This is a genomic window from Rugamonas apoptosis, from assembly GCF_014042355.1.
GTDB lineage: Bacteria > Pseudomonadota > Gammaproteobacteria > Burkholderiales > Burkholderiaceae_D > Rugamonas > Rugamonas apoptosis.
Genome location: NZ_JACEZU010000018.1, coordinates 58,922 through 82,531, shown reverse-complemented (window position 1 = coordinate 82,531; position 23,610 = coordinate 58,922). Strand labels below are relative to the sequence as shown.

Sequence of the window (23,610 nt, the reverse complement as noted above, 5' to 3'; positions counted from 1 at the left end):
ATTGGGCGTCCTGGGCTTTACGTTCAACCTCGGGCACACCATACCGCTTTGTCCACGCATAGATGCTGTGGACACTGACACCAAGCCGTTCAGCGACCTCGGCCGCTGGGTGCCCGCGATCAATAATCTGCTTGACCGCAGCGACCTTAAATTCTTCCGTGTAACGCTTCCCACTCATGATTTCTCCTTTGCCTAAATTATGGCTCAGGAGTGTCTATAGAACTCGTGGCGATTCAAACATCAAGTGCACCAGTTTGCGCACGACCGCACCAAGCACTGCCTTCTTTGGCAAACCGTTTGTATGAAGACACTCTGCAAAGTCTCGAAACGCAGGTTTGTGGCGACTGGCAACGACAGCCAGCAATATGCTGATAAACGTCGATTGCCATTTTCGCTCTCCAGGTGAACTGTCAGGTAGTTCGACAATTGTTGTTCGCCTTCTATGGGAATGCGTTGGAATCGATCAAGAGCGCGTTGATATAACGAGCAACCTTCAGCTCGTGATCAAACGATATTGGTGTTGGTGGGTTCAGAAATTGATTAATCGCCGCATCAGGCGCTGCGCGCCAACTGCCCCCGCACCCCACCCGGGCCGGTCTGCTCGAATAGGCCCGCCAGCGTCACATCCTCGCCCCACCTTTCACCCACCGTCAGGCCATACCGCTGCCGCAACGATATGGCCAACTCCGCCAGCTCTGGCGAATCGGCACTGCGCTCGCCCGGATACAGGGCGCGATGGATACCCAGCACCCGGTCATCTGGACTGAGCAATTCCTTCTCATAATGGCGCAGCGCGAACGCGGCGCAGAACACGGCCAGGAAATCAGCCACGGCCTCGCGCGGGGCATCGGGAAAACGGCGCTGCCACGCTTTCAGTTGGGAATGACGGGCGCTGAACGGCAGCGGCAACAAGGGGCCGCTGCGGCTGGCCCACAGCAGCGAGGCGACACCGGCGGCACTCAGCAGGATGGCGGTGCCGATCATGGGCGCTCCGCCTGGACGGACATGGGGACGACGGCAAGACGCATGCGGCTCCTGGAAAACGGTGGCAATGGGACGGGTGGGCCGTGTTGTCGCCGTACGTGAACGGGAGCGCAATACTGCCACGGCGCCAATATTATCGAAATTATTACTACGAAAATGCGTACTTTGTCACCGTCGGATGAGTGCCATCGCACCGTTTCTGGACTAAGATGAAGCGAGGTGCGCAATCCGCCCCTGAGGAGGATGTGATGAAAAGAAATCGAATCAACCTGGCGCTCGGTATCCTGCTGGCCGCCATCGCCGCCGCCGTACTCACTTCAACCGTACGCCTGCCCCTGGAGCAAGGCTTGCAGCAGGCATCCATGCTGTTGCTGGGCCTGGCCGCCATGGCCGCTCTGTCCAGCTTCGCCAGCACGGTGGAAAACAGCGCCAATGCGCCGCTGGTGCAGTTTCCATCCAATGACCGGCGCTTGACGCCGCCCGGCCAGGCGCGCGCCATGGATGGCCTGCCGGACCGGCGCGAACGGCGCCAGAGCCCTACGCCCTGGGGCCCGTCCACCGACGATTTACTGGAGGAAGATCCGGCGCTGGCGCTGGCCAAGCTGCGCATCGACCTGGAAGGCGAGTTGCGCCGTATCGCGCAAGTGCGCAAATTACCGCTGGAGACGCGCCACGCGCCCATCCATCAACTGGCCGACGCCCTGCTGCTGGCCCGCCTGCTGGACCCGGACCAGGACCGGAACCTGAACAGCGTGCTGCAAGATTGCAATGCCGCCATCCATGGCACCGATATGACAGCCGAAGCGGCGGCCACGGTGATTAAAACGGGCACCCGTTTACTGGGCACGCTGCGCCACCTGTGAGGCATGGCGCCGCCCGCCGCCCTTACTCCTGCTGCGGATAAGGGTTCTTGCCGCCGTCCGCGATGAAGGCGTCGATGCGCGCCGCCAGCACCGGCAGCGGCACCGAGCCCAGTTGCAGCACCGTGTCGTGGAAATGGCGGATATCGAAGCGCGCGCCCAGCGCCGCTTCAGCCTTCTTGCGCGCGTTGATGATGGCCATCTCGCCCAGATAGTAGGACAGCGCCTGGCCGGGCCAGGAAATGTAGCGGTCCACTTCCGTCTCGATCTCGTGTTCCGACAGGGCTGTGTTGTCGTGCAGATAGGCTTGCGCCTGGGCCCGGGTCCAGCCCTTGGCGTGGATGCCCGTGTCCACCACCAGCCGCGCCGCGCGCCATGCCTGGTAACTGAGCATGCCGAAAGTTTCGTACGGCGTTTCGTAGATGCCCATCTCGGTGCCCAGCCGTTCCGAATACAGGGCCCAGCCTTCGCCGTAGGCCGAAATATAGGCGCGCCGGAACTGGGGCAAGCCCTTCTGCTCCAGCGCCACCGGCATCTGGAACGCGTGGCCGGGCGCCGATTCATGCAGCGTCAACGCGGGCAGGCTGTACAGCGCGCGCGACGGCAAATCGTAGGTATTGACCAGGTACACGCCCGGCCCGCCCCGACCCGACGTGTAGAACGGCGCCTGGTCGACCGGCACCGGCGTGATGGCGAAGCGGCGCCGTGGCAGGTAGCCGAAGTACTGGCCGGCCTTGCCATCGAATTTCTTGGCGATGTAGGCCGCCCGCATCAGCAGTTCTTCCGGCGTCTTCGCGTAAAAGCGCGGGTCCGTGCGCAGGAAATGGAGGAAGGCCGGCAGCTCGCCCGTGAATCCCGTCTGCGCGATGGTGGTTTGCATCTCGGCCCGGATCTTGGCCATTTCGTCCAGCCCGATCTGGTGGATCTGGTCCGCACTCAGCGCCGTGGTGGTGAATTCCACGATCTTGGACTGGTAATACGCTTTACCGTCGGGCAGGCTCTCGGCCGCCAGCGCCTCGCGCGCGTTGGGCACATACTGGTTGCGCATGAAGTCCAGCAGCGCGCGGTAGGCCGGCAGCACGGACGTGGCGATGGCTTGCGCGGCGGCGGCCCGCAACTCGTCCTGGGTGGCGGCCGCGATGGTGGCCGGCATGCTCTTGAACGGGGTGTAGAACACCGTGTCCTGCGGCGTGGCCGCTTCCGTCACGGAGGTCAGCGAACTGTCGCGCCCCACCAGCGTCACCCTGGGCGGCGTGAAGCCGCGCGCCAGGCCGGCCCGCAGGTTGGCCGTCTCCTCGGCGAAGTAGCGCGGCACTTCGGCCAGCTGCTTCAGGTAGTCGCGGTATTCCTTCTCCGTGCTGAAGTGCTTGCGCCCCTCGTCGGCCATGTTGGACCAGAACGCGCTGTCGGCGTTGAGCGGCTTTTCGTATTCGCGGAAGCGCTGGCCGGCCACCAGCGCGGCGATCTGCGCGCGGTACACGGCGTAGTTGATGCGTTCCGGCGCCGACAAGCGGGCCGGCGCGATGCCATCCAGTTGTTTCAGCACCGCTTCCCAGTACGCCAGGCGCGCCTGCTGGGTGGCCGGGTCGACATGCGGCAGGTCGGGCCGCACGCCGCTGTCGTCATCCTCCTCGTCTTCCAGGCGCTGGGTCAGGCGCCACTTCCACTCCTGGGTATAGATGGCCTTGAAACGGGCGTCGGCCGGACCGGCGGCCGGACGGGACGCCGGTACATTGGCCACGGTAGCGGCTGCGGCAGCGCCGGCAGCAGCGGCTGTGGGCACGCCGGCGGCACCCAGCAAACCGGCAAACAGACAGGCGAACGAGCGGGCGCCGGCGGCGCCGATCTTGTTTTCCATAACACTCCAGGAGGATGAATTGCTTGAGTACTCAAGCATCACAGGTCGGGCACGCAGCGCTTCTCGCGCAGCAGCACGGTGAACGCGTCCGCGCCCACGGGACGGCTGAAATAATAGCCTTGCATCTCGTCGCAGCCGCGTTGGGCCAGGAAATCCACCTGCTCGCGCGTCTCCACCCCTTCCGCGATCACGCGCAGGTTCAGGTTGTGCGCCAGCGAGATCACCGACAAGGCGATGGCCGCGTCGTTGGCGTTGGTGGTGACGTCGTCGACAAAGGACTTGTCGATCTTGAGCACGTCGATCGGGAAGCGCTTCAGGTAACCGAGACTGGAATAGCCGGTGCCAAAGTCGTCCAGCGAAATGCTCACGCCGATGTCTTTCAGGCGCTTGAGCGCAGCCACCGCCTTGTCCGGGTCGCCCATCACCGTCCCTTCCGTGATCTCCAGTCCCAAGCAGGCGGGCGGGATGCCGAAGCGGCGCAGCGTACCTTCCACGAACGGCACCGTGCTGTCGTGGCCGAACTGGCCGGCCGACAGGTTGACGGCCACCTTGATCTGGCCCAGGCCCTGGTCGTGCCACACCTTGATCTGGGCGCACACGCTCTCCAGCACCCATTCGCCGATCGGGTTCACCAGCCCGTATTCCTCGGCCAGCGGGATGAAGCGGTTGGGCGGTACCTTGCCCAATACCGGGTTATCCCAGCGCAGCAGCGCTTCGGCGCCCACCATCTGGCCCGTGCGCAGGCAGATCTGCGGCTGGTAATGCACCTCGAATTCGTCGCGCGCGATGGCGCCGCGCAGCTGGCTCTGGATCGCCAGCTTGTCGCGGATCTCGGCGTCCATGCGCTCGGTGAAGAACGCATAGTTGTCGCGCCCCGTCTCCTTGGCCCGGTACAGGGCCGTGTCGGCGTTGCGCACCAGTTCATCGAGGCTGTCGCCGTCGGTGGGGCTGACGGCGATGCCGATGCTGGACGTGAGCGCGATGGACTGGCCATCGATCACCAGTTCCGTGCGCAGCCCGGCCAGGATGCGCTGGGCCAGCAGCAAGGTGCCGCCGCACTTGGGATCGTCCTGCAGGATGATCTGGAATTCGTCGCCGCCCTGGCGCGTCACCGTGTCGCCCTCGCGCACCGTGTCGTTGAGGAAGCGGGCCACGGCCTGCAACGCCTTGTCGCCCATTTGCGGGCCGTAGGTGTCGTTCACGCTCTTGAAGCGGTCCAGGTCCAGGCACATCACCGTCACGCACTGGCCTTCGCGTTTGGCCGCGCCCCGCAGGTGTTCGAAACGCTGGCGCGCCAGCAGGCGGTTGGGCAATCCCGTCAGGGCATCATGGTTGGACAGGAAGTCGATCAGGTGCTGCTCGGCCTTGCGCTCCGTGAGGTCCATGAACACGGCGACGATGTTGATCAGCTTGCCGTCCTCGTCCTTGACGACGGAAATACTGAGCAGGCCGGGGAAGGTGCTGCCGTTCTTGCGGCGCGCCATGATCTCGCCGGACCAGTGGCCGGCCGCCGTCAGCGACTGTGTCAGGGCCTGGAAGCCGGGCGCGTCCTTGCCGCCCGCGTGCAGCATGCCCACGCCGCGCCCCACCACTTCCTTGGCGCCGTAGCCGGAAATGCGGGTGAAGGCGGGATTGGCGGCCAGGATGCCGCCCTGGTCGTTGGTGATGACGATGGCGTCCTGGGTGGCTTCGAACACCTGGCTGGCCAGCCGCAGGAATTCCTCGTTGGCGCGCCGCTGGCGCACTTCCTGTTCCAGCGAGTCGGCCAGCTTGGCCAGTTCCGCCGTCCGTTCGCTGACGCGCTGTTCCAGCAGCGCGCGTTCGTCGGCCAGCGCCTTCTGGGTACGCGCCAGGCGTACATGGGCGTCGGTGCGGGCCAGGATCTCCTCGGCCTGGAACGGCTTGGCGATGAAGTCCACCGCGCCCAGCGCGAAGCCGCGCACCTTGTCGTCCGTATCATGCTGGGCCGACAGGAAGATCACGGGCACATGGCGCAGCTCGGGCGAATCCTTGAGGCGGCGGCATACTTCGAAGCCGTCGATACCGGGCATGCGGATGTCGAGCAGGATCAGCTCCGGCGGGCGCGATTGGGCTGTCCACAGGGCCAGTTCGCCATTGGGCGCCTGGCGCACGTAGTAACCAGCCTCCGTCAACAGGTCGCTGAGCAGCTTGAGCGAAGCCGGCGTGTCCTCCACGATCAGTACTTCGCCCTTGGTGTATTGTTCCGCCATTTCCCGGTGCATGCAAAAACTCTCTCAGCGTGATGAATGACAGGCGCATCGCCACGGCGCCGTGCGGCCACTATCATATACCACGGCGGCGCAAGGTTGGTGAGGCGCTAATGCCATGACTATGATATAGGCGTGAGCGCCGGGTCCTGCTCCTCCAGCAGCTCGCATAACTGCGGATACTGGTGCTGGCTCACCATGTGCTCGATGCGCTGCACCACGGCGCCCAGTTCCGGCGCCAGTGGCGCCAGCAACTGCGCCACCCGCACCAGGTTCAATTCCTGCACGGCGGCCCGCAGCGTGGCCCGCAATTGCGGCGACAGGCAGGCCACGTCGGCGCGCGACAGCGGCGCGCTGGCCGGCTGGCGCACGAAGCGCAGCCCCAGTTGCCGTTCCAGCGCCTGATACAACTGTTCCTGCTCCACCGGCTTGCGTATGAATTCGTCGGCGCCCGCCGCCAGCGCCGCGTCGCACTCCCCGGCATGGGCGGACGCGGTCAACATCACAATGCGGGGCTGCTCCAGCGCGGCGTCGGCCCGGAGCGCGCGGACGACCGCCAGCCCGTCCATGCCCGGCGTGCCTTGCATGCGCCAGTCCATGAATACGAGCTCCGGCCGCCACTGGACCACGGCGGCCAGCGCCTCCTCGCCACTGCTGGCCGTCTGCACGTCGAAGTCCAGCGGTTCGAGCAGGCTCAATAGCAGCGCGCAGCCATCCTCGTTATCGTCCGCCACCAGGATGCGGCGGCCCTGCTGGCCGGCGGCCAGGCCGGCCACCTCGCTGGGCGCGGGCTGCGCCGGCGTGCTGGCCAGCTGGGTCGCCACCGTAAACTGGAAGGTGGAGCCGGCGCCCGGCGCCGACTGCACCGCCAGCGTGCCGCCCATCAGCTGCACGAATTCGCGCGAGATGGTCAGGCCCAGGCCCGTGCCTTCCTTGGCGCCGGGGCCGTCGGCCTGGATGAACGGTTCGAAGATGCGGGCCTGGTCGGCCTCGGCGATGCCCGGCCCCGTATCGATCACGGCGAAGGTCAGCTCGCAGCGCTCGCCGCGTGGCACCCCGCGCGCGCGCAGCGTGACCTTGCCCTGGCTGGTGAACTTGACGGCGTTCGACATCAGGTTGAGCAACACCTGGCGCAGCTTGGTGCCATCCACCCGGGCCATAGCGGGCAAGCCGGCGCTGTCGAGCACCAGCGCCACGCCGCTCTGGCCGGCACGCATGCTGACCATGTCTATCACTTCCTGCAGCATGTCCTGCGGATTGAGCACCTCCGTTTGCAGCACGGCGTGCCCGGCCTCGATCTTGGACAGCTCCAGGATGTCGTTGATCAACGTGAGCAGGTGCTGGCCGGAGCGGTGGATGATGGCCAGGTTGCGTTTTTCCTCCGGCAGCATGTGCTTGGAGTCCGCCATCAGGCGCGAGAAGCCGATGACGGAATGGAGCGGCGTGCGCAGCTCGTGGCTCATATTGGCCAGGAAGATGCTCTTGGCCTGGTTGGCCGCCTGCGCCTGCAGCACGGCCACCGACAGCGCCTCGGTGCGCTCGACCACCAGTTCCTCGAGGTGGATGCGGTGGCGCCGCAGCTCCTGCTGCGCCACTTTATGGGCCGTGATATCGTAGTTGACGCCCACCATGCGCGCCGGCCGTCCTTCGCTGTCGCGGAACACCATGGCGTCGCCCTTGATGTGGTGCACGCTGCCGTCGGGCCACACGATGCGGAATTCGGCATCGAATTCGCCGCTGCCGTGCAGCGCCTGGTCCAGCAAGGCCTGCACCGGCAGTGCGTCGTCCGGATGGAGCATGGCCACCCATTGCGCCATGTCGCGCCCGCCCTGCCCCCCGTCCAGGCCGTGCAGGCGGAACATCTGCTCGTCCCACACGACGTCGCCCGTCAGGATATTCCAGTCCCAGATGCCGATGGCCGCCGCGCTGCTGGCGATCTGCAGCCGCTCCTCGGACGCATGCATGGCCACATAGCGGCGTTCGAGCAGCGCCACCATGTCACGGATGGCCGCGTTCAGGGTATCGAGTTCACCGAAGAACCAGTCGCTGGGCGGGGCCGCGCCCGGATTCATGCCGGCCTTGACGTTGACGGCGTAGCGGCCGATCGAGCTCAAGGGCTTGAGGATCAAATGCCACAGCAGCAGGTAAAGGCTGAACACCAGCGTGGCGTCCAGCACCACGATCATGCCGATGATGGTGATCAGGCGCTGACGCAGTTGCTCCAGCATCAGGGCCGGCGTGGCGTACACGCTGATGCTGCCGATATTCTGGCCATTGGCCGTGATGGCCCGCGTTTCCACCAATTGGTCCGGCTGCGCCGGCATGCTGTCGCTGGCCTGCAGCACCCCGTCGGCGCCGCGCAGGAGAATGTAGGGATGGCTGGTGGCCACCGGCGCCACGGCGCTGGCATACAGGTCGCGGTTGCTCAGGCCGCTTTTCATGATGGTGAGAATCTGGTTCTCGTCGAAGTTCCAGGCTGGCAGGGCCACGGCGGCCGACAGTTCGTCGGCGCTGGTGGCCAGGGTCTGGTGCAACTGCTCGCGGCGCTGCTCTTTTTCGGCTTGATAGAAATACCAGGCAAAGGCCGTCAGCACCAACGTGACCACGGCCGTCATCGCCAAACTGACGAACAGCGCGATCGACGCACGTCCCCTACGGCTGACCCACTTGCGCAACATCGTTTAGAACCCCGGGCAATAAAAAGTGCAAGAAAATCATCTCGCCAACCGCCCAATCATAGGGGCTATCGTCCTGCAAGTCCAACCATTTGTTGCCTTGGAGGATGATTTTTGGTGACGCCGCCCCGGTCGATGTTGAGGAATTACTGCATCGCCAGTTCCACGCAATTGCGCCCGGCCCGCTTGGCGCGGTGCAGCGCCGCGTCGAGCCGGTCCAGTACCGAGATGGCGCCTTCGTCCAGCCCCACCTGGGCCACGGCCAGGCTGATGGTGACCATCTCGCAGCCCGGCAGGGCCGTCGCGGCGATCGTCTCGCGCAGCTTCTCGGCCAGCTTGAGCGCGTCCACGGCGCACGTGTGGGTGGCCACCACCATGAATTCCTCGCCCCGCATGCGGGCCAGCGTGTCGGAACCGCGCAGGCGGGTCTGCACCGTCTCGGCCACGATGCGCAGCGCCTGGTCGCCGATCGGATAACCGTATAAATCGTTTACGGAACGGAAGTTGTCGATATCGAAGGTGATCAGCGCCAGCGGCAAGGCATAGCGGCGCGCGCGCCGGATTTCCGTCTCCAGGATATCCTCGCCGCGGCGGCGGTTGACGGCGCCCGTCAAGGCATCAACGGTGCTGATCTGCATCAGCTGGCCTGCCAGCGCGTCGTTCTGGTGTTTGAGCTCGCTCATGCCCAGGCCGAAGCTGACGAACTGCGCCAGGCTGGTGAAGCAGGCGAACTGCTCGCGCGAGAACTGGATGTGGCGGTCGAACATCAGGCAGATGGAACCTTGCACCGGGCCGCCGGCCTCGCTGCGCAGCGGCAGCGCCAGCACCATGCGCACTTCGCGGTCGTGCAGGCTGAGCGCCAGTTCCGGGTCGCCCGCCTTTTCCGGCGCGTCCAGCAGCACCAGTTCGCCGCCACTGACGGCCAGCAGCGGCGGGAAGATGTCGCTCAGCGGCGATTGCAACAGACGGTCGCGCCGCTCCAGCAGCCGGCTCAAGTCCAGGTGGTTGCGCGACTCCTGCGCCACCAGTTGCAAATCACCCCGCTCCTTCATATGCAACAGGGCCGTGTGGCGTACGCCGGGGAAGCTGCACAGGGCCAGGCATACCTGGGCCGACATGGTGGCGATATCGTCCACGCTGCTCAGCGCCCGTTGCAGGCTGCGCTGGATGGTCAGCAGGTCGCGCAATTCCTTTTCCTTGTCGAGCAGGGCTTGCTGGGCGGCGGCGGCCGGGTTGAGCGAGACGGCCAGCGTCTGCTCCACCGCCATCTGCAATTCGTCGTTCAACATGGGGCAGATGCGGTATTGCAGCGGACCGCAAGCCATCAGCTCAGGAATCCACGCGCTGCTCACGTAAGGACACAGCACCAGCGTGGGCGCGCCATTGCGGCTGCGGATCAGGGCGCCGATGCCAGCCATTTCACCCATGCTGGAAAAACCGCTCAGGTCCAGCACCAGCACGTCGACTTTTTGTCGTCCCACCGCAACAGTGGCCGCGTCGATATTATCGACCAGCAACAGCCGGGAGAATTGTTCGCCGCAGCAAGCCTGGAATTCGGCGCGCCGCTCGCCGGTCGTGGTCAAAAACACCCCTACGATGTCCTTGCGGCTATCAATATCGGCCATCACACATGCTCCCCACTATCATTTTATTTATAAGAATTGCTATCCTAACAGTGTGCCATAAAGTTCATAATTAGCAATATTATTTGTAGCATAGACTCATGAAAATTATGGTCCAGTCAGCGCGCATTCAATTCGTCCCTAATTAGACACACCATACCCAAAATAGGCCACTGTGTGAAGCAGCGCACAGCCTGTCGCCGTGGCCAACGGCATCATGCATGGTGGCACCGATAGGGAGGAGGACGGGAACATGGCACGTGCTTTGTGGAAAGGCGCGATCAGCTTTGGACTGGTGCACATCCCGGTCGAACTGCATACGGCCGTGCGTCCGGACGAACTGAACCTGACCATGCTGGACCGGCGCGATTTCTCGCCCGTGGGCTACCGCCGCTACAACAAGCGCACGGGAGAGGAAGTGACATGGGACGACATCGTCAAGGGCTACGGATATGAGGATGACGAATACGTGGTGTTGACGGACGAGGACCTGCGCCGCGCCAACGTGGCCGCCACCCAGACCATCGAAATCCTGTCGTTCGCCGCCGCCGAAGAAATCCCCCTCACCTACTACGAGCAGGCCTATTACCTGACGCCCGTGCGTAGTGGCGCCCGGGTCTACGCGCTGCTGCGCGAAACCTTGCGCAAGTCCGGCAAGGTCGGCGTGGCGACCGTGGTCATCCGCACCCGCCAGCACCTGTGCGCACTGGTCTGCCTGGACGACGCCATTGTGCTCAACACGTTGCGCTATGCGACCGAGATCCTGGACACGGACGGCCTCGACCTGCCACCCGTGCGCGCCGCCGACCTCAAGCCGAAAGAACTGGCGATGGCGATGGAACTGGTGGACGGCATGGCCGAGCCCTGGCGTCCGCAGCAATACCGCGACAGCTACCGCGACGACCTGCTGGCGCTGATCGAGAAGAAGGTCAAGGCGGGCAAGACCCACGTCATCACCAAGCCCGGACGCACGGAGCGCGAGCCGGGTAGCAGCAATGTGGTGGATCTGGTGGAATTGCTGCAGCGCAGCCTGCGCGGCCAAGGTGGGCGTGCCGGCAAGCGGGGCAAGAACGCTGAGACCCGCGATGGGGAGGCGAGTGAGGAAGCCAGTGAGGAGGCCAGCCCCCGCCGGAGTGCCCGCACGGGCAAGACCACCACCCGGGACCAGACCAACACCCCCAGCAAGTCCAGCGGCGCCCGCAAAACCGCTGCCACACACAAGTCCTCCGGCACTTCCAGCGCGCGCCGGGCTTAGCGTAGCGCTTAATCCTCCGCCTGAACTTCCCCGTCCGGCACGTATCCGAGGCGGCGCATCGGCCCTGTCAGGCTGCGGGCACTGCGGGCATAGTCCTTCCATGGCGTGTTGCCGACGTCTAGCCTGCTTTCAACGGTTTGCACCGTCCAGTGGTCGCCGCCGCTGATGTGACCCAGTTCCTCCCACGCCAGCGGCACGGAGATACCCAGCCCCGGCCGCGCCCGTGCCGACCACGCGCACACGGTGGTGGCGCCGCGTCCATTGCGCAGGTAATCAATATAGATGCGGCCAACCCGGTTGCGCGGACCGCTTTTGTCCGCGAAGCGCTCCGGAATCAGGCGCGCCATGTGCGCCACGACGGCCTGCGAGAATCCCTTGACGGCGTCCCAGCCATAATGCGCCCGTAGCGGCACCACGAGGTGCAGGCCCTTGCCGCCGCTGGTCTTGAGAAAGGCCGGCAACTCCAGTTCATCGAGCATGCCCCGCACCAGCAGCGCCGCCTCGCGCACCTGCGCCCACGCCACGCCCTCTCCCGGATCGAGGTCGAATACCAGCCGATTGGGCCGCTCGTAGGCGCGTGCCAGCGCGTTCTGGGTATGGATTTCGACCACGTTCCACTGCGCCACCGACAGCAACCCGGCCGTGCCGGCGATGGTCAGCATGGGTGGATGGTCCGGGTCCAGCGCCTGATCGAGCTGACGCACGCCCGGCAGGCGGCCACCAGCATGCTTCTGGAAGAACAGTTCACCCTCCACCCCGTCCGGCGCCCGCAGCAGCGCCACCGGACGCTCGCGCAGATGGGACAGCATCAGCGCCGCCACCTGCGCGTAGTAGCGCACCAGCGCCAACTTGGTGGTGCCGCTCTGGCGGTCGACGACGCGCTCGGGATGGGTCACATGCAGCCGCGCCGGCAGCTTGCTGGCGACGGCCGGCGGATCGGGCGGCGCCATACGCGCGCTGGCACTGCTGCTGGCGCGAGCGGGCGTAAGCCGCCGCACATCCTCGCGCCGGATAGCACGCGCGGCCTTGTCCTCGCGCAAGCCATGGAACACGGCGTGGCGCAGCGAACCCTCGCGCGTCCACTCGCCGAAACTCACTTCGGCCACCAGTTCCGGCCGCAGCCAATGGGGCCGGCCGGCGATGCGCACCTCCGACTCGAACGGACAGTCGTCCGCCGCCAGCTTGCGCATGCGCGCAGACAGCGTCTTCAGTTCCGCCGTGTCGAAGCCCGTGCCCACGTTGCCTGCGTAGTGAAGGTGCCCATGTTCGTCATACACGCCCAGCAGCAGCGCGCCAAAACCGCTGCGCGAACCTTGCGGATCGGTGTAGCCGCCCACGACAAACTCCTGCCGCTGGCCGCATTTGAGCTTGATCCAGTCGCGATTGCGGCGCGATACGTAGGGTGCGTCGCGCCGCTTGCCGATGATGCCTTCCAATCCCAGCCGGCACGCGGCATCCACCGCCTGCCGTGGCGCCCCTTCCAATGTGGGGCTGAAGCGCACGCGCGACGACTTGGCGCAGGTGTCCAGGATATGTTCGAGCAGCGCGCGCCTGTGCTCCAGGGGAGAATGACGCAAGTCGTAGCCACCGCAGTAAGGCAAGTCGAACAGGTAGTAGATGATGTCGGCCGTATGCTTGCCGTCAAACGCCTGCTGCAGCAAGCCGAAGTCGGGGCGGCCTTGCGCATCGGGGACGACGATTTCACCGTCATACCAGCCGGAAGGCAAACCCATATCGCACAAGGCCGCATGCAATGGCCCCAGCTTCGCCGTCCAGTCTGCGCCGCTGCGCGTGGTCAGGCGCACGTCGCGCCCATCCACCCTGGTCAGCAGGCGGTAGCCATCGAATTTGGTTTCGAACGTCCAGTCGTCGCTAGTGGCGGGCGGCTGCTCCACCAGCGTGGCCAGTTGCGGCGCCAGCGTGTCCGGCAGCGCCGCCTTGCGGGCGCCGGCGGGGAGCTGGTCCGGTACTGCGGCGGATGACTTGAGCACGCTGTCGGGCATCGCCTCCTCCACATCGAATTCGTTCTCGGGCCGCGCGTGGTCATCATGCTCCTTGATCAGCAGCCACGCGGTCCGGCGCTGTTCACCGCGTTTCATGCGAACGAGGGCCCAGTTTCCTTGCAGCTTATGTCCCCGCAATTCGAACTTGAGATGCCCTTTCGCATAGCCCGCATGGGGATCATCCAGGGGATACCAGCTGCCCTTATCCCACACGATCACCTGGCCCGCGCCATATTCTCCCTCCGGTATCGTGCCCTCGAAGCCGCCATAGGCCAGCGGATGATCTTCCACTTCGATCGCCATGCGCTTGACGTGCGGGTCCAGACAAGGCCCCTTGGGTACGGCCCAGCTTTTCAGTACGCCGTCGAGCTCCAGGCGAAAATCGTAATGAAGATGACTGGCCCAGTGCTTCTGCACCACGAACGACAGCGCCTCCCCGCCCTTCCCGCCTTCGGCCGGTTCCGGCGTCCTGGAGAAATCGCGTTTCGATTTGTAGTGATGAAGTGGGTCTGGCATGCATCACAGGATAGCGCGCCCACATCGCGCCGATGGTACGCCAGCGCACACCGCGCGCCAGTTGTAAGAATTTGGACGCGCTTGTAAGCGGATGTAATAGGCGTCAACTGCCCGCGCCGGCCGCCCGTTTATTGCTCACTGACACGGGAATTGTCCCGGCTGTATAAACCACCCGAAGGAATGACATCATGACCAAGATTATCGCTACCCTGATCGCAGGCCTGTTCGCTACCGCCGCCTTTGCACAAGCTCCCGCCGCCAGCGCCACCACGGCCAGCACCCCAGCCGCCGTGAAAGCGGAAGCCAAGGCTGCCACCCCGGCCAAGCCAGCCGCCAGCGCCAGTGCCACTGCCAGCGCCAAGGACATGGCCGCCAGCGCCAAGGCTGAAGAGAAGCCAGCTCCCGTGAAGGCCCACAAGAAAGCCAAGCACGCCAAGGCCCACAAGGAAGCGTCGAAGACGGAAACCCCGGCAGCATCGGCGCCAGCCGCTTCCAAATAAGCCGTCCCCTGCCTTCCCCCCCCAGCGAGCGGGACCCGGTCTGTCGGCCGCGTCCCGCTCGCTGCTTTCTCCGGCCCCCATCCTGTTGGGGCCATCGCACCAAAATCGCGCATTTCCTCTGGCACAGTTCTTGATAGTTAATCAAACGTGTTCAACTGGGAATGCTCGATATGGCTAATTTTTTCAACGAAATGACGGCTGACGGCCTGGCGCACACGGCCAGTGCCGATGTGCGTGAACACTACCGCGAGTTCTGCGGCTGGCTGCAGCGCCAGTCGGCGGACATCATAGAACGCAAACGCGCCGAAGCCGACCTCACGTTCCGGCGGGTCGGCATCACCTTCGCCGTCTATGGCGACGATGCCGGCACCGAACGGCTGATTCCCTTCTGCACCATCCCGCGCATCATTCCGGCGGCCGAATGGAAACAGTTGCAGACCGGGCTGGTGCAGCGCGTGAAAGCGCTGAACATGTTCATCCACGACATATATCACGACCAGAACATCATCAAGGCCGGCATCATCCCAGCCGAGCAGATCTACAAGAACGCCCAGTATCGCCCCGAGATGCAGGGCATCGATGTTGCATCCGACATTTACGCCCACATCGCCGGGGTCGATATCGTGCGGGCCGGCCAGGGCGAGTTCTATGTACTGGAAGATAATCTCCGGGTACCGTCCGGCGTCTCCTACATGCTGGAAGACCGCAAGATGATGATGCGGCTGTTCCCGGAGCTGTTTGCCCGCAACCGCATCGCGCCAGTCGATCATTATCCCGACATGCTGCTCGATAACCTGCGCTCGGTCGCGCCCATGGGCATCAACGATCCCACCGTGGTGGTGATGACGCCCGGCATGTACAACTCGGCCTACTTCGAGCATGCCTTCCTGGCCCAGCAAATGGGCGTGGAACTGGTCGAGGGCAAGGACTTGTTCGTCAGCGACAACACGGTGTTCATGCGCACCACGCGCGGGCCCAAGCGGGTGGATGTGATCTATCGCCGCCTGGACGACGATTTCCTCGATCCACTGGCCTTCCGCGCCGATTCCTCGCTGGGCGTGCCCGGCTTGCTGTCGGTGTATCGCGCCGGCCGCGTGACGCTGGCCAACGCCATCGGCACCGGCGTGGCGGACGACAAGTCGATCTATCCGTATGTGCCGGACATGATCAAGTTCTACCTGTCGGAAGCGCCGGTGCTGAACAATGTGCCTACCTACCAGTGCCGCAAGAAAGAGGACCTGGCCTACACCCTGGACCATCTGCCGCAACTGGTGGTCAAGGAGGTGCACGGCGCCGGCGGTTACGGCATGCTGGTCGGCCCGGCCTCCACCAAGGCGCAGATCGAGGATTTCCGCCAGCGCCTGATCGCCCGGCCCGACGGCTATATCGCCCAGCCGACGCTGGCCCTGTCGGCCTGTCCGACCTACGTGGAAAGCGGCATTGCCCCGCGCCACATCGATTTGCGGCCGTTTGTCCTGTCGGGCAAGACCATCTCCATGGTGCCCGGCGGCCTGACCCGCGTGGCGCTGCAGGAAGGTTCGCTGGTGGTCAATTCGTCGCAGGGCGGCGGCACCAAGGATACCTGGATACTGGAACGTTGAGCCACCATTGAGGGAGACATTATGCTGAGCCGTACCGCCGACCACTTGTTCTGGATGGCCCGCTACACCGAGCGCGCCGAGAACACCGCGCGCATGCTGGATGTGAACGTGCAGACCTCGATGCTGCCGCAATCGGATGAGGAAAACGCCCAGGGCTGGCGCGCCCTGCTCGGCATCTCCGAGCTGCAGACGGCGTTTGACCAGAAATACCAGTCGCTCGAAAGCCGCGAGGTGATCGACTTCATGGTGCGCGATCCGGACAACACCTCCTCCATCGTGGCCTGCCTGACACAGGCGCGCGAGAACGCCCGCGCAGTGCGCGGCACGCTGACGACGGAAGTGTGGGAAATCCAGAACCAGACCTGGCTGGACATGCAGCGCCGCCTCAAGAGCGACCTGCTGGAAACCGATCCCAGCAAATTCTTCGAATGGGTCAAATACCGTTCGCACCTGTCGCGCGGCGTCACGCTGGGCACCATGTTGCGCGATGAGGCGGTGCATTTCATCCGGCTGGGCACCTTCCTGGAGCGGGCCGACAACACGGCGCGCATCCTGGACGTGAAGTATCACGGCGACCATAGCAACCACGGCGGCCACAGCGGCGCGGCCGAGGCGCCGGAAGGCATGAGCCAGCGCGATTTCTATTACTGGGGTGCGATGCTGCGTTCGCTTTCCGGCTTCGAGATCTACCGCAAGGTCTACCGCGACGTGATCACGCCATCCCGCATCGCCGAGCTGCTGATCCTGCGCGGCGACATGCCGCGCTCCCTGCTGGCCTGCATGGACGAAGTGGTCCAGAATCTGCACGAGGTGCGCAACGACGTCTCGGCCGACACGGAACGCTTCGCCGGCCGGCTGCGCGCGCAACTCCAGTTCGGCAAGATCGACGACATCCTGGCGCACGGTCTGCATGACACGCTGACCCGCTTCCTGGCCGATATCTACGAACTGGGCAATCGGGTCAGCCGCGATTTCCTGGTGCCGCTGGCGGCCTAGGCGGGAGACGACGCGATGCAACTGACCATACGGCACGAAACCCGTTACACCTACACCCAGCCCCTGGCCTACACCATCCAGCAGCTGCACCTGACGCCGCGCGTGGAGGCGCAGCAGCACGTCTTGTCCTGGCAGTTGTCCACGCCCGGCGATGTGCATGCCTACACCGACGCCTACGGCAACCTGTCGCACACGATGACGATGGACACGCCGCATCAAGCGCTGTCCATCGTCGCCACCGGCGTGGTCGCAACCAGCGCGCCGGACCGGGGCCGGATTCCCAACGGCTTCTCCCTGTCGCCGCTGATCTTTACCGTCCCGACCCGGCTCACGGCGGCCACGCCCGGCATCCTGGCGCTGGCGGCGTCGTGTTTGCCGGACGGCAAGGCGACGACCCGTGACCTGATGCGGCTGGCCGAGCACATCTTTGGTGCGGTACCGTATCAAAAAGGTGCGACCGCCGTGGACACCTCGGCCAGCGACGCGCTGGCGCTGGGCCAGGGCGTGTGCCAGGACCATGCGCACCTGTTCCTGGCCTGCTGCCATGCGCATGGCATCCCGGCGCGCTATGTGTCCGGCTATATCGATCCGGAAAACAGCGGCCACGCGGCCAGCCACGCCTGGGTCGACGCCTGGGCCGACGACAACGATTACAGCGGCTGGGTGAGTATCGACGTCACCCACGCGCGCCTGATGACGGACGCCTATTGCCGGCTGGCCGTGGGCCGCGACTACGACAGCGCGGCGCCGGTGCGCGGCATGCGGCGCGGCGGCGGCACCGAATCGCTGAATGTGAACGTCCGGATCGTGCCCCAGTGACGTGTAAAATGACCCCACTTTCACTCCACAACGTACGACGATGACTTATTGTGCTGCCATGCGGCTGAACGCCGGGCTGGTGTTTTTATCGGATTCGCGCACCAACGCCGGTGTCGACCAGGTCGGCACGTTCCGCAAGATGAGCGTGTTTGAAGCGCCGGGCGAGCGCGTGATGGTCATGATGACGGCCGGTAATCTGTCGATCTCGCAATCGATACGCCAGCTGGTCAACGAACTGCGCACCGACGACGGGCTCAGCATCTGGAACGCGCCCAATATGTACGAAGCGGCCCGCATCCTGGGCCAGGCCGTGCGCCAGGTGCATGAGCGCGACGCCAAGTCGCTGGCCGCGTTCGGGATCGAATTTAACGTCAGCATCATTTTCGGCGGCCAGATCAAGGGCGAACGCTGCCGCCTGTTCCAGATCTACTCGGCCGGCAACTTCATCGAATCGCACGACGAGAACACCTATTTCCAGATCGGCGAAGCCAAGTATGGCAAGCCCATCATCGACCGCGTGATCACCCCGGCCACCTCGCTCGACGATGCGGCCAAGTGTGCGCTGATCTCCATGGATTCCACCCTGCGTTCCAACGTCTCGGTCGGCCTGCCCCTGGACTTGCTGGTGTACGAGACCGACCGGCTGGCGGTGACCCATTTCGTCACCATCGACGAACGCAACGAATATTTCCAGATGATCCGCCGCACCTGGGGCCACCAGCTCAAAACCGTGTTCGAAGGCTTGGACGCGCCGGTCTGGAACGCGGCCGCCGGGACGGCCGGCAACGTGTTGCACTCCGCGAACGCCGGCAGCCAGCCGGTGCGGGTGACGCCGCCGGGTGCGGCAGTGCCGTCCGCAAGCCGGTCGCCGCTGCAGACCTTGTCCCAGCAATTCTCCGACGGGCAACAGTAAAGCGGACGAAAGCGATCCGCATAACGCAAAAAGGCAGGGCGCGATCGCCCTGCCTTTTTTACTTGCTCACTGCCTTGACGTCAGTTGGACGCCTGCATGGCCGTTTGCGGCAATTGCGCCGCGGCCGGCCCGGCGCCGTCCCAGCCACCGCCCAGCGAGCGGATCAGCGCCACCGTCGTCACGGCCTGGCCGCCGCGCAACTGCACGGCGTTGCGTTCGACCGTGGCCAGGTTGCGCTGCGCGTCCAGCAGGTCCAGGTAGCTGGAGCGCCCCGCCGCGTACAGCTTCTGCGCCAGGTCGGCCGAACGGCGTGCGGACACGACCGCGTCATCGATCTGCGCCGTCTGGCCCGACAGGATGCGCAGGCCGGCCAGGTTGTCTTCCACCTCCGCGAACGCGGTCAGCACGCTCTGGCGATAGCTGCCCACCGATTCCTGCAACGCCGCCTCGCTGCGCACGATGTTGGCGTTGTTGCGGCCACCATCGATCAGCGGCATGGACATCAGCGCGCCCAGCATCCACGAACGGCTGCTCCACTTGAACACGTCGGCGAAGGTGCCGGCCGCGCCGCCGCCATTGGCGCTGATGGTCAGCGCCGGGAACATGGCGGAACGGGCCACGCCGATGCGGGCGTTGGCCGCTTCCATATTGCGCTGGGCGGCGGCGATGTCGGGCCGGCGCTCCAGCAGCGTGGATGGCAGGCCGGCCGGGATCACGGGCAGCAGCGACGAATCGAGCAGCGGACTGGCGCCGGCCGTGAAGCTGCCCGCCGGTTTGCCCAGCAGGACGGCCAGCGCATGCTCGGTGGTCACCCGCTGGCGTTGCAGGCCGATGGCTTCCGCACGCGCCGTCGACAGTTCCGTCTTGGCGCGCGACAGGTCGAATTCGCCGATGTCGCCCAGGTCGAAGCGGCGCTGGTTGACCTTGACGCTTTCCTCGCGCAGGCTGACGGTGCGGTTCAGCGTGTCCAGTTCAGCGTCCGTGGCACGCAGGCGGAAATAGGTCTGCGCCACGTCGGCCTGCACCGACAGCAGCACCGAGCGGTACATGGCTTCCACGGACGCGGCGTCGTTGCGGGCCGCGCTCACATTGGACGACACGCGGCCGAACAGATCCACCTCGTAGCTGGCCGTCAGGTTGGCCGAGTAGGCCGTGCCCGGCGCCACCGGCGTGCCGGCCGGCAGGCCCAGCGACAGTGCCGACGCCCGGTTGCGCTGGGCGCCCACGTTGACGCCCACTTGCGGCATGCGGTCCGCCTCCGCGATACCGGCGATGGCGCGCGCCTGCCTGACGCGGGCGGCCGCCACTTCCAGGTTGGCGTTGGCCTTGGTGGCTTCCGCGATCAGCTCATTGAGGGCCGTATCGTGGAAGGCCAGCCACCATTCGCCGCGCGCCTGGCGCTCGGCCGGCTGGCCCAGCTTCCAGGTGCTGCCGTCGGCGGCCGTGCGCACCTGGTCGGCGGACGGGGTCTGGGTTTCCTTGAACGCGGCCGGCACATTCATCTGCGGCTGCTTGAATTCAGGCGCGGCGCAAGCGGTCAGCAGCAATGCCGCCACCAGCGGGGCCACGCCCCTGGCTATCAGGTTCGGTTTCATCAGTGGGTTCCTTCCATTTTCGCGACGGCGACATCGGCCGTGGCGGATTTTTTCTCCAGGCGCAAAGCCAGCGTGCGCAGCAGGACGTAGAACACCGGCGTCAGGAACAGGCCGAAGAAGGTCACGCCCAGCATGCCGGCGAACACCGCCACACCCATCGCATGCCGCATCTCGGCGCCGGCGCCGTGCGAGAACACCAGCGGCACCACACCCATGATGAAGGCGATCGACGTCATCAGGATCGGACGCAGACGCAGGCGGCATGCTTCCAGCGCAGCCTGCACCACCGTGCGGCCATGGTGTTCCAGTTCGCGGGCGAATTCCACGATCAGGATCGCGTTCTTCGACGCCAGCCCCACCAGCACGAACAGCGCGATCTGGGTGAACACGTTGTTGTCGCCGTGGGTCAGCTTCACGCCCAGCAGCGCGCACAGGATGGACATCGGCACGATCAGGATCACGGCCAGCGGCAGGGTCCAGCTTTCGTACTGGGCGGCCAGCACCAGGAACACCAGCAGCACGCACAGCGGGAACACATAGATCATCGTGTTACCGGACAGGATGTCCTGGTACACCAGTTCCGTCCATTCGTAGCTGATCCCTTTCGGCAGCACTTCGTTGACGATCTTGGTCATTTCAGCCTGCGCTTCGCCGGACGACACGCCCGGTGCGGGGCCGCCATTGATCTCGGCCGACACGTAGCCGTTGTAGCGCTGCACGCGGTCCGGGCCATAGCTATCCTTGACGCGCATCAGCGACGACAGCGGGATCATCTCGCCCTTCTCGCTGCGCACCTTGAGCTGGGCGATGTCTTCCGCGTGCGAGCGGAACTTTGCGTCCGCCTGCACCCGCACCTGGTAGGTACGGCCGAACTGGTTGAAGTCGTTCACATAGAGCGAGCCCAGATTGATCTGCAAGGTCTGGTAGATGGTTTGCAGCGGCACGCCCAGTTGCTTGGCCTTGACCCGGTCCACGTCCGCGAACAGCTGCGGCACGTTGATCTGGTAGCTGGAGAACACGCCGGCCAGCTTGGGATTCTGCCAGGCCTTCATCTGCACCGCCTGCACGACCTTGTTCAGTTCATCGTAGCCCAGGTTGTCGCGGTCTTCCAGCATCAGCTTGAAGCCACCCGTGGTGCCCAGGCCATTGACCGGCGGCGGCGGCAGCACCATCACGAACGCGCCTTCGATCGCGCCCATGCGCTTGTTGATCTCGCCGGCGATGGCTTGCGCCGATTCGCTTGGTTTGGTGCGTTCCTCGAACGGTTTCAACGACGTGAACACGATACCGGCATTCGGCGCGTTGGTGAAGCCGTTGATCGACAGGCCGGGGAAAGCGATCGACGCTTCCACGCCCGGCACGTCCTTGGCGATGTCCGACATCTTGCGGATCACGGCGTCGGTGCGGTCCAGCGAGGCGGCGTCCGGCAATTGCGCGAAGCCGATCAGGTACTGCTTGTCCTGGGCTGGCACGAAGCCAGGCGGCACCAGCTTGAACATGAAGCCGGCGGCCACGGCCAGCACGGCGTACACCACCAGCGAACCGCCCTTGCGCTTCAGGATCGCCGTCACGCCGGTCTCGTAGTTATCCGAGGCGCGGTGGAAGAAGCGGTTGAACCAGGCGAAGAAGCGGCCGAAGACGGCGTCCATCGCGCGGGTCAGCTTGTCCTTGGGCGCGTCGTGCGGTCTCAGCAGCGAGGCGGCCAGGGCCGGCGCCAGCGTCAGCGAGCTGAATGCCGAAATCACGGTCGAGATGGCGATGGTCAGCGCGAACTGCTTGTAGAACTGGCCCGACAGGCCGGACACGAAGGCGATCGGCACGAACACGGCGCACAGCACCAGCGCGATGGCGATGATGGGACCACTGACCTCCTTCATGGCCTGGATGGTCGCCTCACGCGGGGCCAGGCCGTTGGCGATATTGCGCTCCACGTTTTCCACCACCACGATGGCGTCATCGACCACGATACCGATCGCCAGCACGAGGCCAAACAGCGACAGCGTGTTAATCGAGAAGCCAAAGCCCAGCATCACGGCGAAGGTACCGATGATGGAGACCGGCACGGCCAGCAGCGGAATCACCGAAGCGCGCCAGGTTTGCAGGAACACGATCACCACCAGCGCCACCAGGATCACCGCTTCGACCAGGGTGTGGATGACGGCACGGATCGATTCGCGCACGAATTGGGTCGGGTCATATACAACGCTGTACGTGACGCCTTCCGGGAAATCTTTCGACAGGCGGGCCATGGTCTCGCGCACGTCATGCGACAGTTGCAGCGCGTTCGCGTTGGGTGCCTCGAAAATGGGGATCGCCACCGCCGAATTGTTGTTCAGCAGGGAGCGCAGCGCGTAGGTATTGGAACCGAGCTCCATGCGGGCCACGTCACGCAGGTGCGTGACGGCGCCATCGGCATTGGTCTTGATGATGATGTCGCCGAATTCCTCCTCGCTTTGCAGCCGGCCCTGGGTGTTGACCGTCAGCTGGAAGTCCGCGTTCTTGGTGGGGCCGGCGCCGATCACGCCGGCGGCCACCTGTACGTTCTGCTCGCGGACGGCGGCCACCACGTCGCTCGCCGTCAGGCCGCGCGCCGCCACTTTCTGCGGGTCGAGCCAGATGCGCATGGCGTAGTCGCCGGAACCGAACAGCTGCACGTCGCCCATGCCGGGCAGGCGCGCCAGTTGATCCTTGATGTTCAGCACCGCGTAGTTGCGCAGGTACAGGTCGTCGTAACGGCCGTTGGGCGACTGCAGGTGGACCACCATGGTCAGGTTGGGCGACGACTTCACGGTCGTCACGCCGATCTGGCGCACTTCCTCGGGCAGGCGCGGCAAGGCGCGCTGCACGCGGTTCAGCACGGCCGTCTCGGCCTGCTCGACGTTGGTGCCGATCTTGAATGTGACGGTCAGCGCCAGCGCGCCGTCCGAGGTGTTCTGCGACGACATGTAGAGCATGTTGTCGACGCCGTTGATCTGCTCTTCCAGCGGCGCGGCCACGGTTTCAGCGATGATCTTCGGATTGGCGCCCGGGTATTGGGCCCGCACCACCACCGATGGCGGCACCACGTCCGGATACTCGGAGATCGGCAGCTTGAAGATGGCGATCAGCCCGGCGACGAAGATAATGATCGACAGCACACCCGCGAAGATGGGCTTGTCGACGAAAAAGCGCGATATGTTCATGGT

General features: G+C 64.9%; 16 protein-coding genes. 7 read left to right on the top strand and 9 right to left on the bottom strand.

The window, feature by feature from the left end; all coding sequences use genetic code 11:
• Both H3H39_RS26145 and H3H39_RS26140 read right to left on the bottom strand, forming a co-directional pair.
• Positions 1 to 178, bottom strand: a 178-nt coding sequence (locus tag H3H39_RS26145) for a transposase (RefSeq protein WP_182157323.1), incomplete at its 3' end; no start/stop codon positions are given.
• 374 nt (positions 179 to 552) lie between these two features.
• Positions 553 to 984: a hypothetical protein gene (locus H3H39_RS26140; protein WP_182157322.1), complete on the bottom strand. Its 432-nt coding sequence runs from the start codon at positions 982 to 984 to the stop codon at positions 553 to 555.
• Positions 985 to 1,232: 248 nt separating this feature from the next.
• On the opposite strand from H3H39_RS26140, the gene H3H39_RS26135 reads away from it, so the two are divergent.
• Positions 1,233 to 1,847 (top strand): hypothetical protein, encoded by a 615-nt coding sequence (locus H3H39_RS26135; RefSeq protein WP_182157321.1) that lies wholly within the window; start codon positions 1,233 to 1,235, stop codon positions 1,845 to 1,847.
• A gap of 22 nt (positions 1,848 to 1,869) precedes the next feature.
• Here the strand turns inward: H3H39_RS26135 and H3H39_RS26130 are convergent, their stop codons facing one another.
• The 4 genes from H3H39_RS26130 to H3H39_RS26115 form a co-directional block, all read right to left on the bottom strand.
• Positions 1,870 to 3,702, bottom strand: a complete 1,833-nt coding sequence (locus H3H39_RS26130) for a DUF885 domain-containing protein (protein WP_182157320.1) — start codon at positions 3,700 to 3,702, stop codon at positions 1,870 to 1,872.
• 38 nt (positions 3,703 to 3,740) lie between these two features.
• Positions 3,741 to 5,945: a GGDEF/EAL domain-containing response regulator gene (locus H3H39_RS26125; protein ID WP_182157319.1), complete on the bottom strand. Its 2,205-nt coding sequence runs from the start codon at positions 5,943 to 5,945 to the stop codon at positions 3,741 to 3,743.
• Positions 5,946 to 6,052: 107 nt separating this feature from the next.
• A complete protein-coding gene (locus H3H39_RS26120; protein ID WP_182157318.1) occupies positions 6,053 to 8,608 on the bottom strand; it encodes a hybrid sensor histidine kinase/response regulator in 2,556 nt (851 codons plus the stop codon).
• A gap of 143 nt (positions 8,609 to 8,751) precedes the next feature.
• On the bottom strand, positions 8,752 to 10,230 hold the full coding sequence (locus H3H39_RS26115) for a GGDEF domain-containing protein (RefSeq protein ID WP_229218314.1): 1,479 nt from the start codon (positions 10,228 to 10,230) through the stop codon (positions 8,752 to 8,754).
• Between the two features lie 250 nt (positions 10,231 to 10,480).
• Here H3H39_RS26115 and ku point away from each other — a divergent pair, with 250 nt between their 5' ends.
• Positions 10,481 to 11,482 carry a non-homologous end joining protein Ku gene (gene ku, locus H3H39_RS26110; protein WP_182157317.1) on the top strand — a complete coding sequence of 334 codons (1,002 nt, stop codon included), beginning with the start codon at positions 10,481 to 10,483 and terminating at the stop codon, positions 11,480 to 11,482.
• Positions 11,483 to 11,490: 8 nt separating this feature from the next.
• On the opposite strand, the gene ligD is transcribed toward ku, so the two are convergent.
• Complete coding sequence (gene ligD, locus H3H39_RS26105) at positions 11,491 to 14,001, bottom strand: DNA ligase D (protein WP_182157316.1); 2,511 nt, start codon at positions 13,999 to 14,001, stop codon at positions 11,491 to 11,493.
• Between the two features lie 188 nt (positions 14,002 to 14,189).
• Here ligD and H3H39_RS26100 point away from each other — a divergent pair, with 188 nt between their 5' ends.
• The 5 genes from H3H39_RS26100 (at position 14,190) to H3H39_RS26080 (ending at position 18,830) form a co-directional block, all read left to right on the top strand.
• Positions 14,190 to 14,501 carry a hypothetical protein gene (locus tag H3H39_RS26100; RefSeq protein ID WP_182157315.1) on the top strand — a complete coding sequence of 104 codons (312 nt, stop codon included), beginning with the start codon at positions 14,190 to 14,192 and terminating at the stop codon, positions 14,499 to 14,501.
• 170 nt (positions 14,502 to 14,671) lie between these two features.
• Positions 14,672 to 16,102: a circularly permuted type 2 ATP-grasp protein gene (locus H3H39_RS26095; protein ID WP_182157314.1), complete on the top strand. Its 1,431-nt coding sequence runs from the start codon at positions 14,672 to 14,674 to the stop codon at positions 16,100 to 16,102.
• A gap of 21 nt (positions 16,103 to 16,123) precedes the next feature.
• A complete protein-coding gene (locus H3H39_RS26090) occupies positions 16,124 to 17,098 on the top strand; it encodes an alpha-E domain-containing protein (RefSeq protein WP_182157313.1) in 975 nt (324 codons plus the stop codon).
• Positions 17,099 to 17,113: 15 nt separating this feature from the next.
• Positions 17,114 to 17,917, top strand: coding sequence for a transglutaminase family protein (locus H3H39_RS26085; protein ID WP_182157312.1), 804 nt, complete (start codon positions 17,114 to 17,116; stop codon positions 17,915 to 17,917).
• A gap of 40 nt (positions 17,918 to 17,957) precedes the next feature.
• Entirely contained in the window at positions 17,958 to 18,830 is an 873-nt protein-coding gene (locus H3H39_RS26080) for a proteasome-type protease (protein WP_182157311.1), read from the top strand.
• Between the two features lie 80 nt (positions 18,831 to 18,910).
• On the opposite strand, the gene H3H39_RS26075 is transcribed toward H3H39_RS26080, so the two are convergent.
• Entirely contained in the window at positions 18,911 to 20,425 is a 1,515-nt protein-coding gene (locus tag H3H39_RS26075; RefSeq protein WP_182157310.1) for an efflux transporter outer membrane subunit, read from the bottom strand.
• A complete protein-coding gene (locus H3H39_RS26070) occupies positions 20,425 to 23,607 on the bottom strand; it encodes an efflux RND transporter permease subunit (protein ID WP_182157309.1) in 3,183 nt (1,060 codons plus the stop codon). Before H3H39_RS26070 ends, H3H39_RS26075 begins: the two co-directional genes overlap by 1 nt.
• Between the last annotated feature and the right edge of the window lie 3 nt (positions 23,608 to 23,610).

Excerpts from the sequence above, each read along its gene's own strand:
- H3H39_RS26130 (WP_182157320.1), bottom strand. The coding sequence starts at position 3,702 with ATGGAAAACAAGATCGGCGCCGCCGGCGCCCGCTCGTTCGCCTGTCTG.
- H3H39_RS26100 (WP_182157315.1), top strand. The coding sequence starts at position 14,190 with ATGACCAAGATTATCGCTACCCTGATCGCAGGCCTGTTCGCTACCGCC.
- H3H39_RS26125 (WP_182157319.1), bottom strand. The coding sequence starts at position 5,945 with ATGCACCGGGAAATGGCGGAACAATACACCAAGGGCGAAGTACTGATC.
- ligD (WP_182157316.1), bottom strand. The coding sequence starts at position 14,001 with ATGCCAGACCCACTTCATCACTACAAATCGAAACGCGATTTCTCCAGG.
- H3H39_RS26090 (WP_182157313.1), top strand. The coding sequence starts at position 16,124 with ATGCTGAGCCGTACCGCCGACCACTTGTTCTGGATGGCCCGCTACACC.
- H3H39_RS26095 (WP_182157314.1), top strand. The coding sequence starts at position 14,672 with ATGGCTAATTTTTTCAACGAAATGACGGCTGACGGCCTGGCGCACACG.
- H3H39_RS26075 (WP_182157310.1), bottom strand. The coding sequence starts at position 20,425 with ATGAAACCGAACCTGATAGCCAGGGGCGTGGCCCCGCTGGTGGCGGCA.
- H3H39_RS26080 (WP_182157311.1), top strand. The coding sequence starts at position 17,958 with ATGACTTATTGTGCTGCCATGCGGCTGAACGCCGGGCTGGTGTTTTTA.
- H3H39_RS26120 (WP_182157318.1), bottom strand. The coding sequence starts at position 8,608 with ATGTTGCGCAAGTGGGTCAGCCGTAGGGGACGTGCGTCGATCGCGCTG.
- ku (WP_182157317.1), top strand. The coding sequence starts at position 10,481 with ATGGCACGTGCTTTGTGGAAAGGCGCGATCAGCTTTGGACTGGTGCAC.
- H3H39_RS26085 (WP_182157312.1), top strand. The coding sequence starts at position 17,114 with ATGCAACTGACCATACGGCACGAAACCCGTTACACCTACACCCAGCCC.
- H3H39_RS26115 (WP_229218314.1), bottom strand. The coding sequence starts at position 10,230 with ATGGCCGATATTGATAGCCGCAAGGACATCGTAGGGGTGTTTTTGACC.
- H3H39_RS26070 (WP_182157309.1), bottom strand. The coding sequence starts at position 23,607 with ATGAACATATCGCGCTTTTTCGTCGACAAGCCCATCTTCGCGGGTGTG.
- H3H39_RS26140 (WP_182157322.1), bottom strand. The coding sequence starts at position 984 with ATGATCGGCACCGCCATCCTGCTGAGTGCCGCCGGTGTCGCCTCGCTG.
- H3H39_RS26135 (WP_182157321.1), top strand. The coding sequence starts at position 1,233 with ATGAAAAGAAATCGAATCAACCTGGCGCTCGGTATCCTGCTGGCCGCC.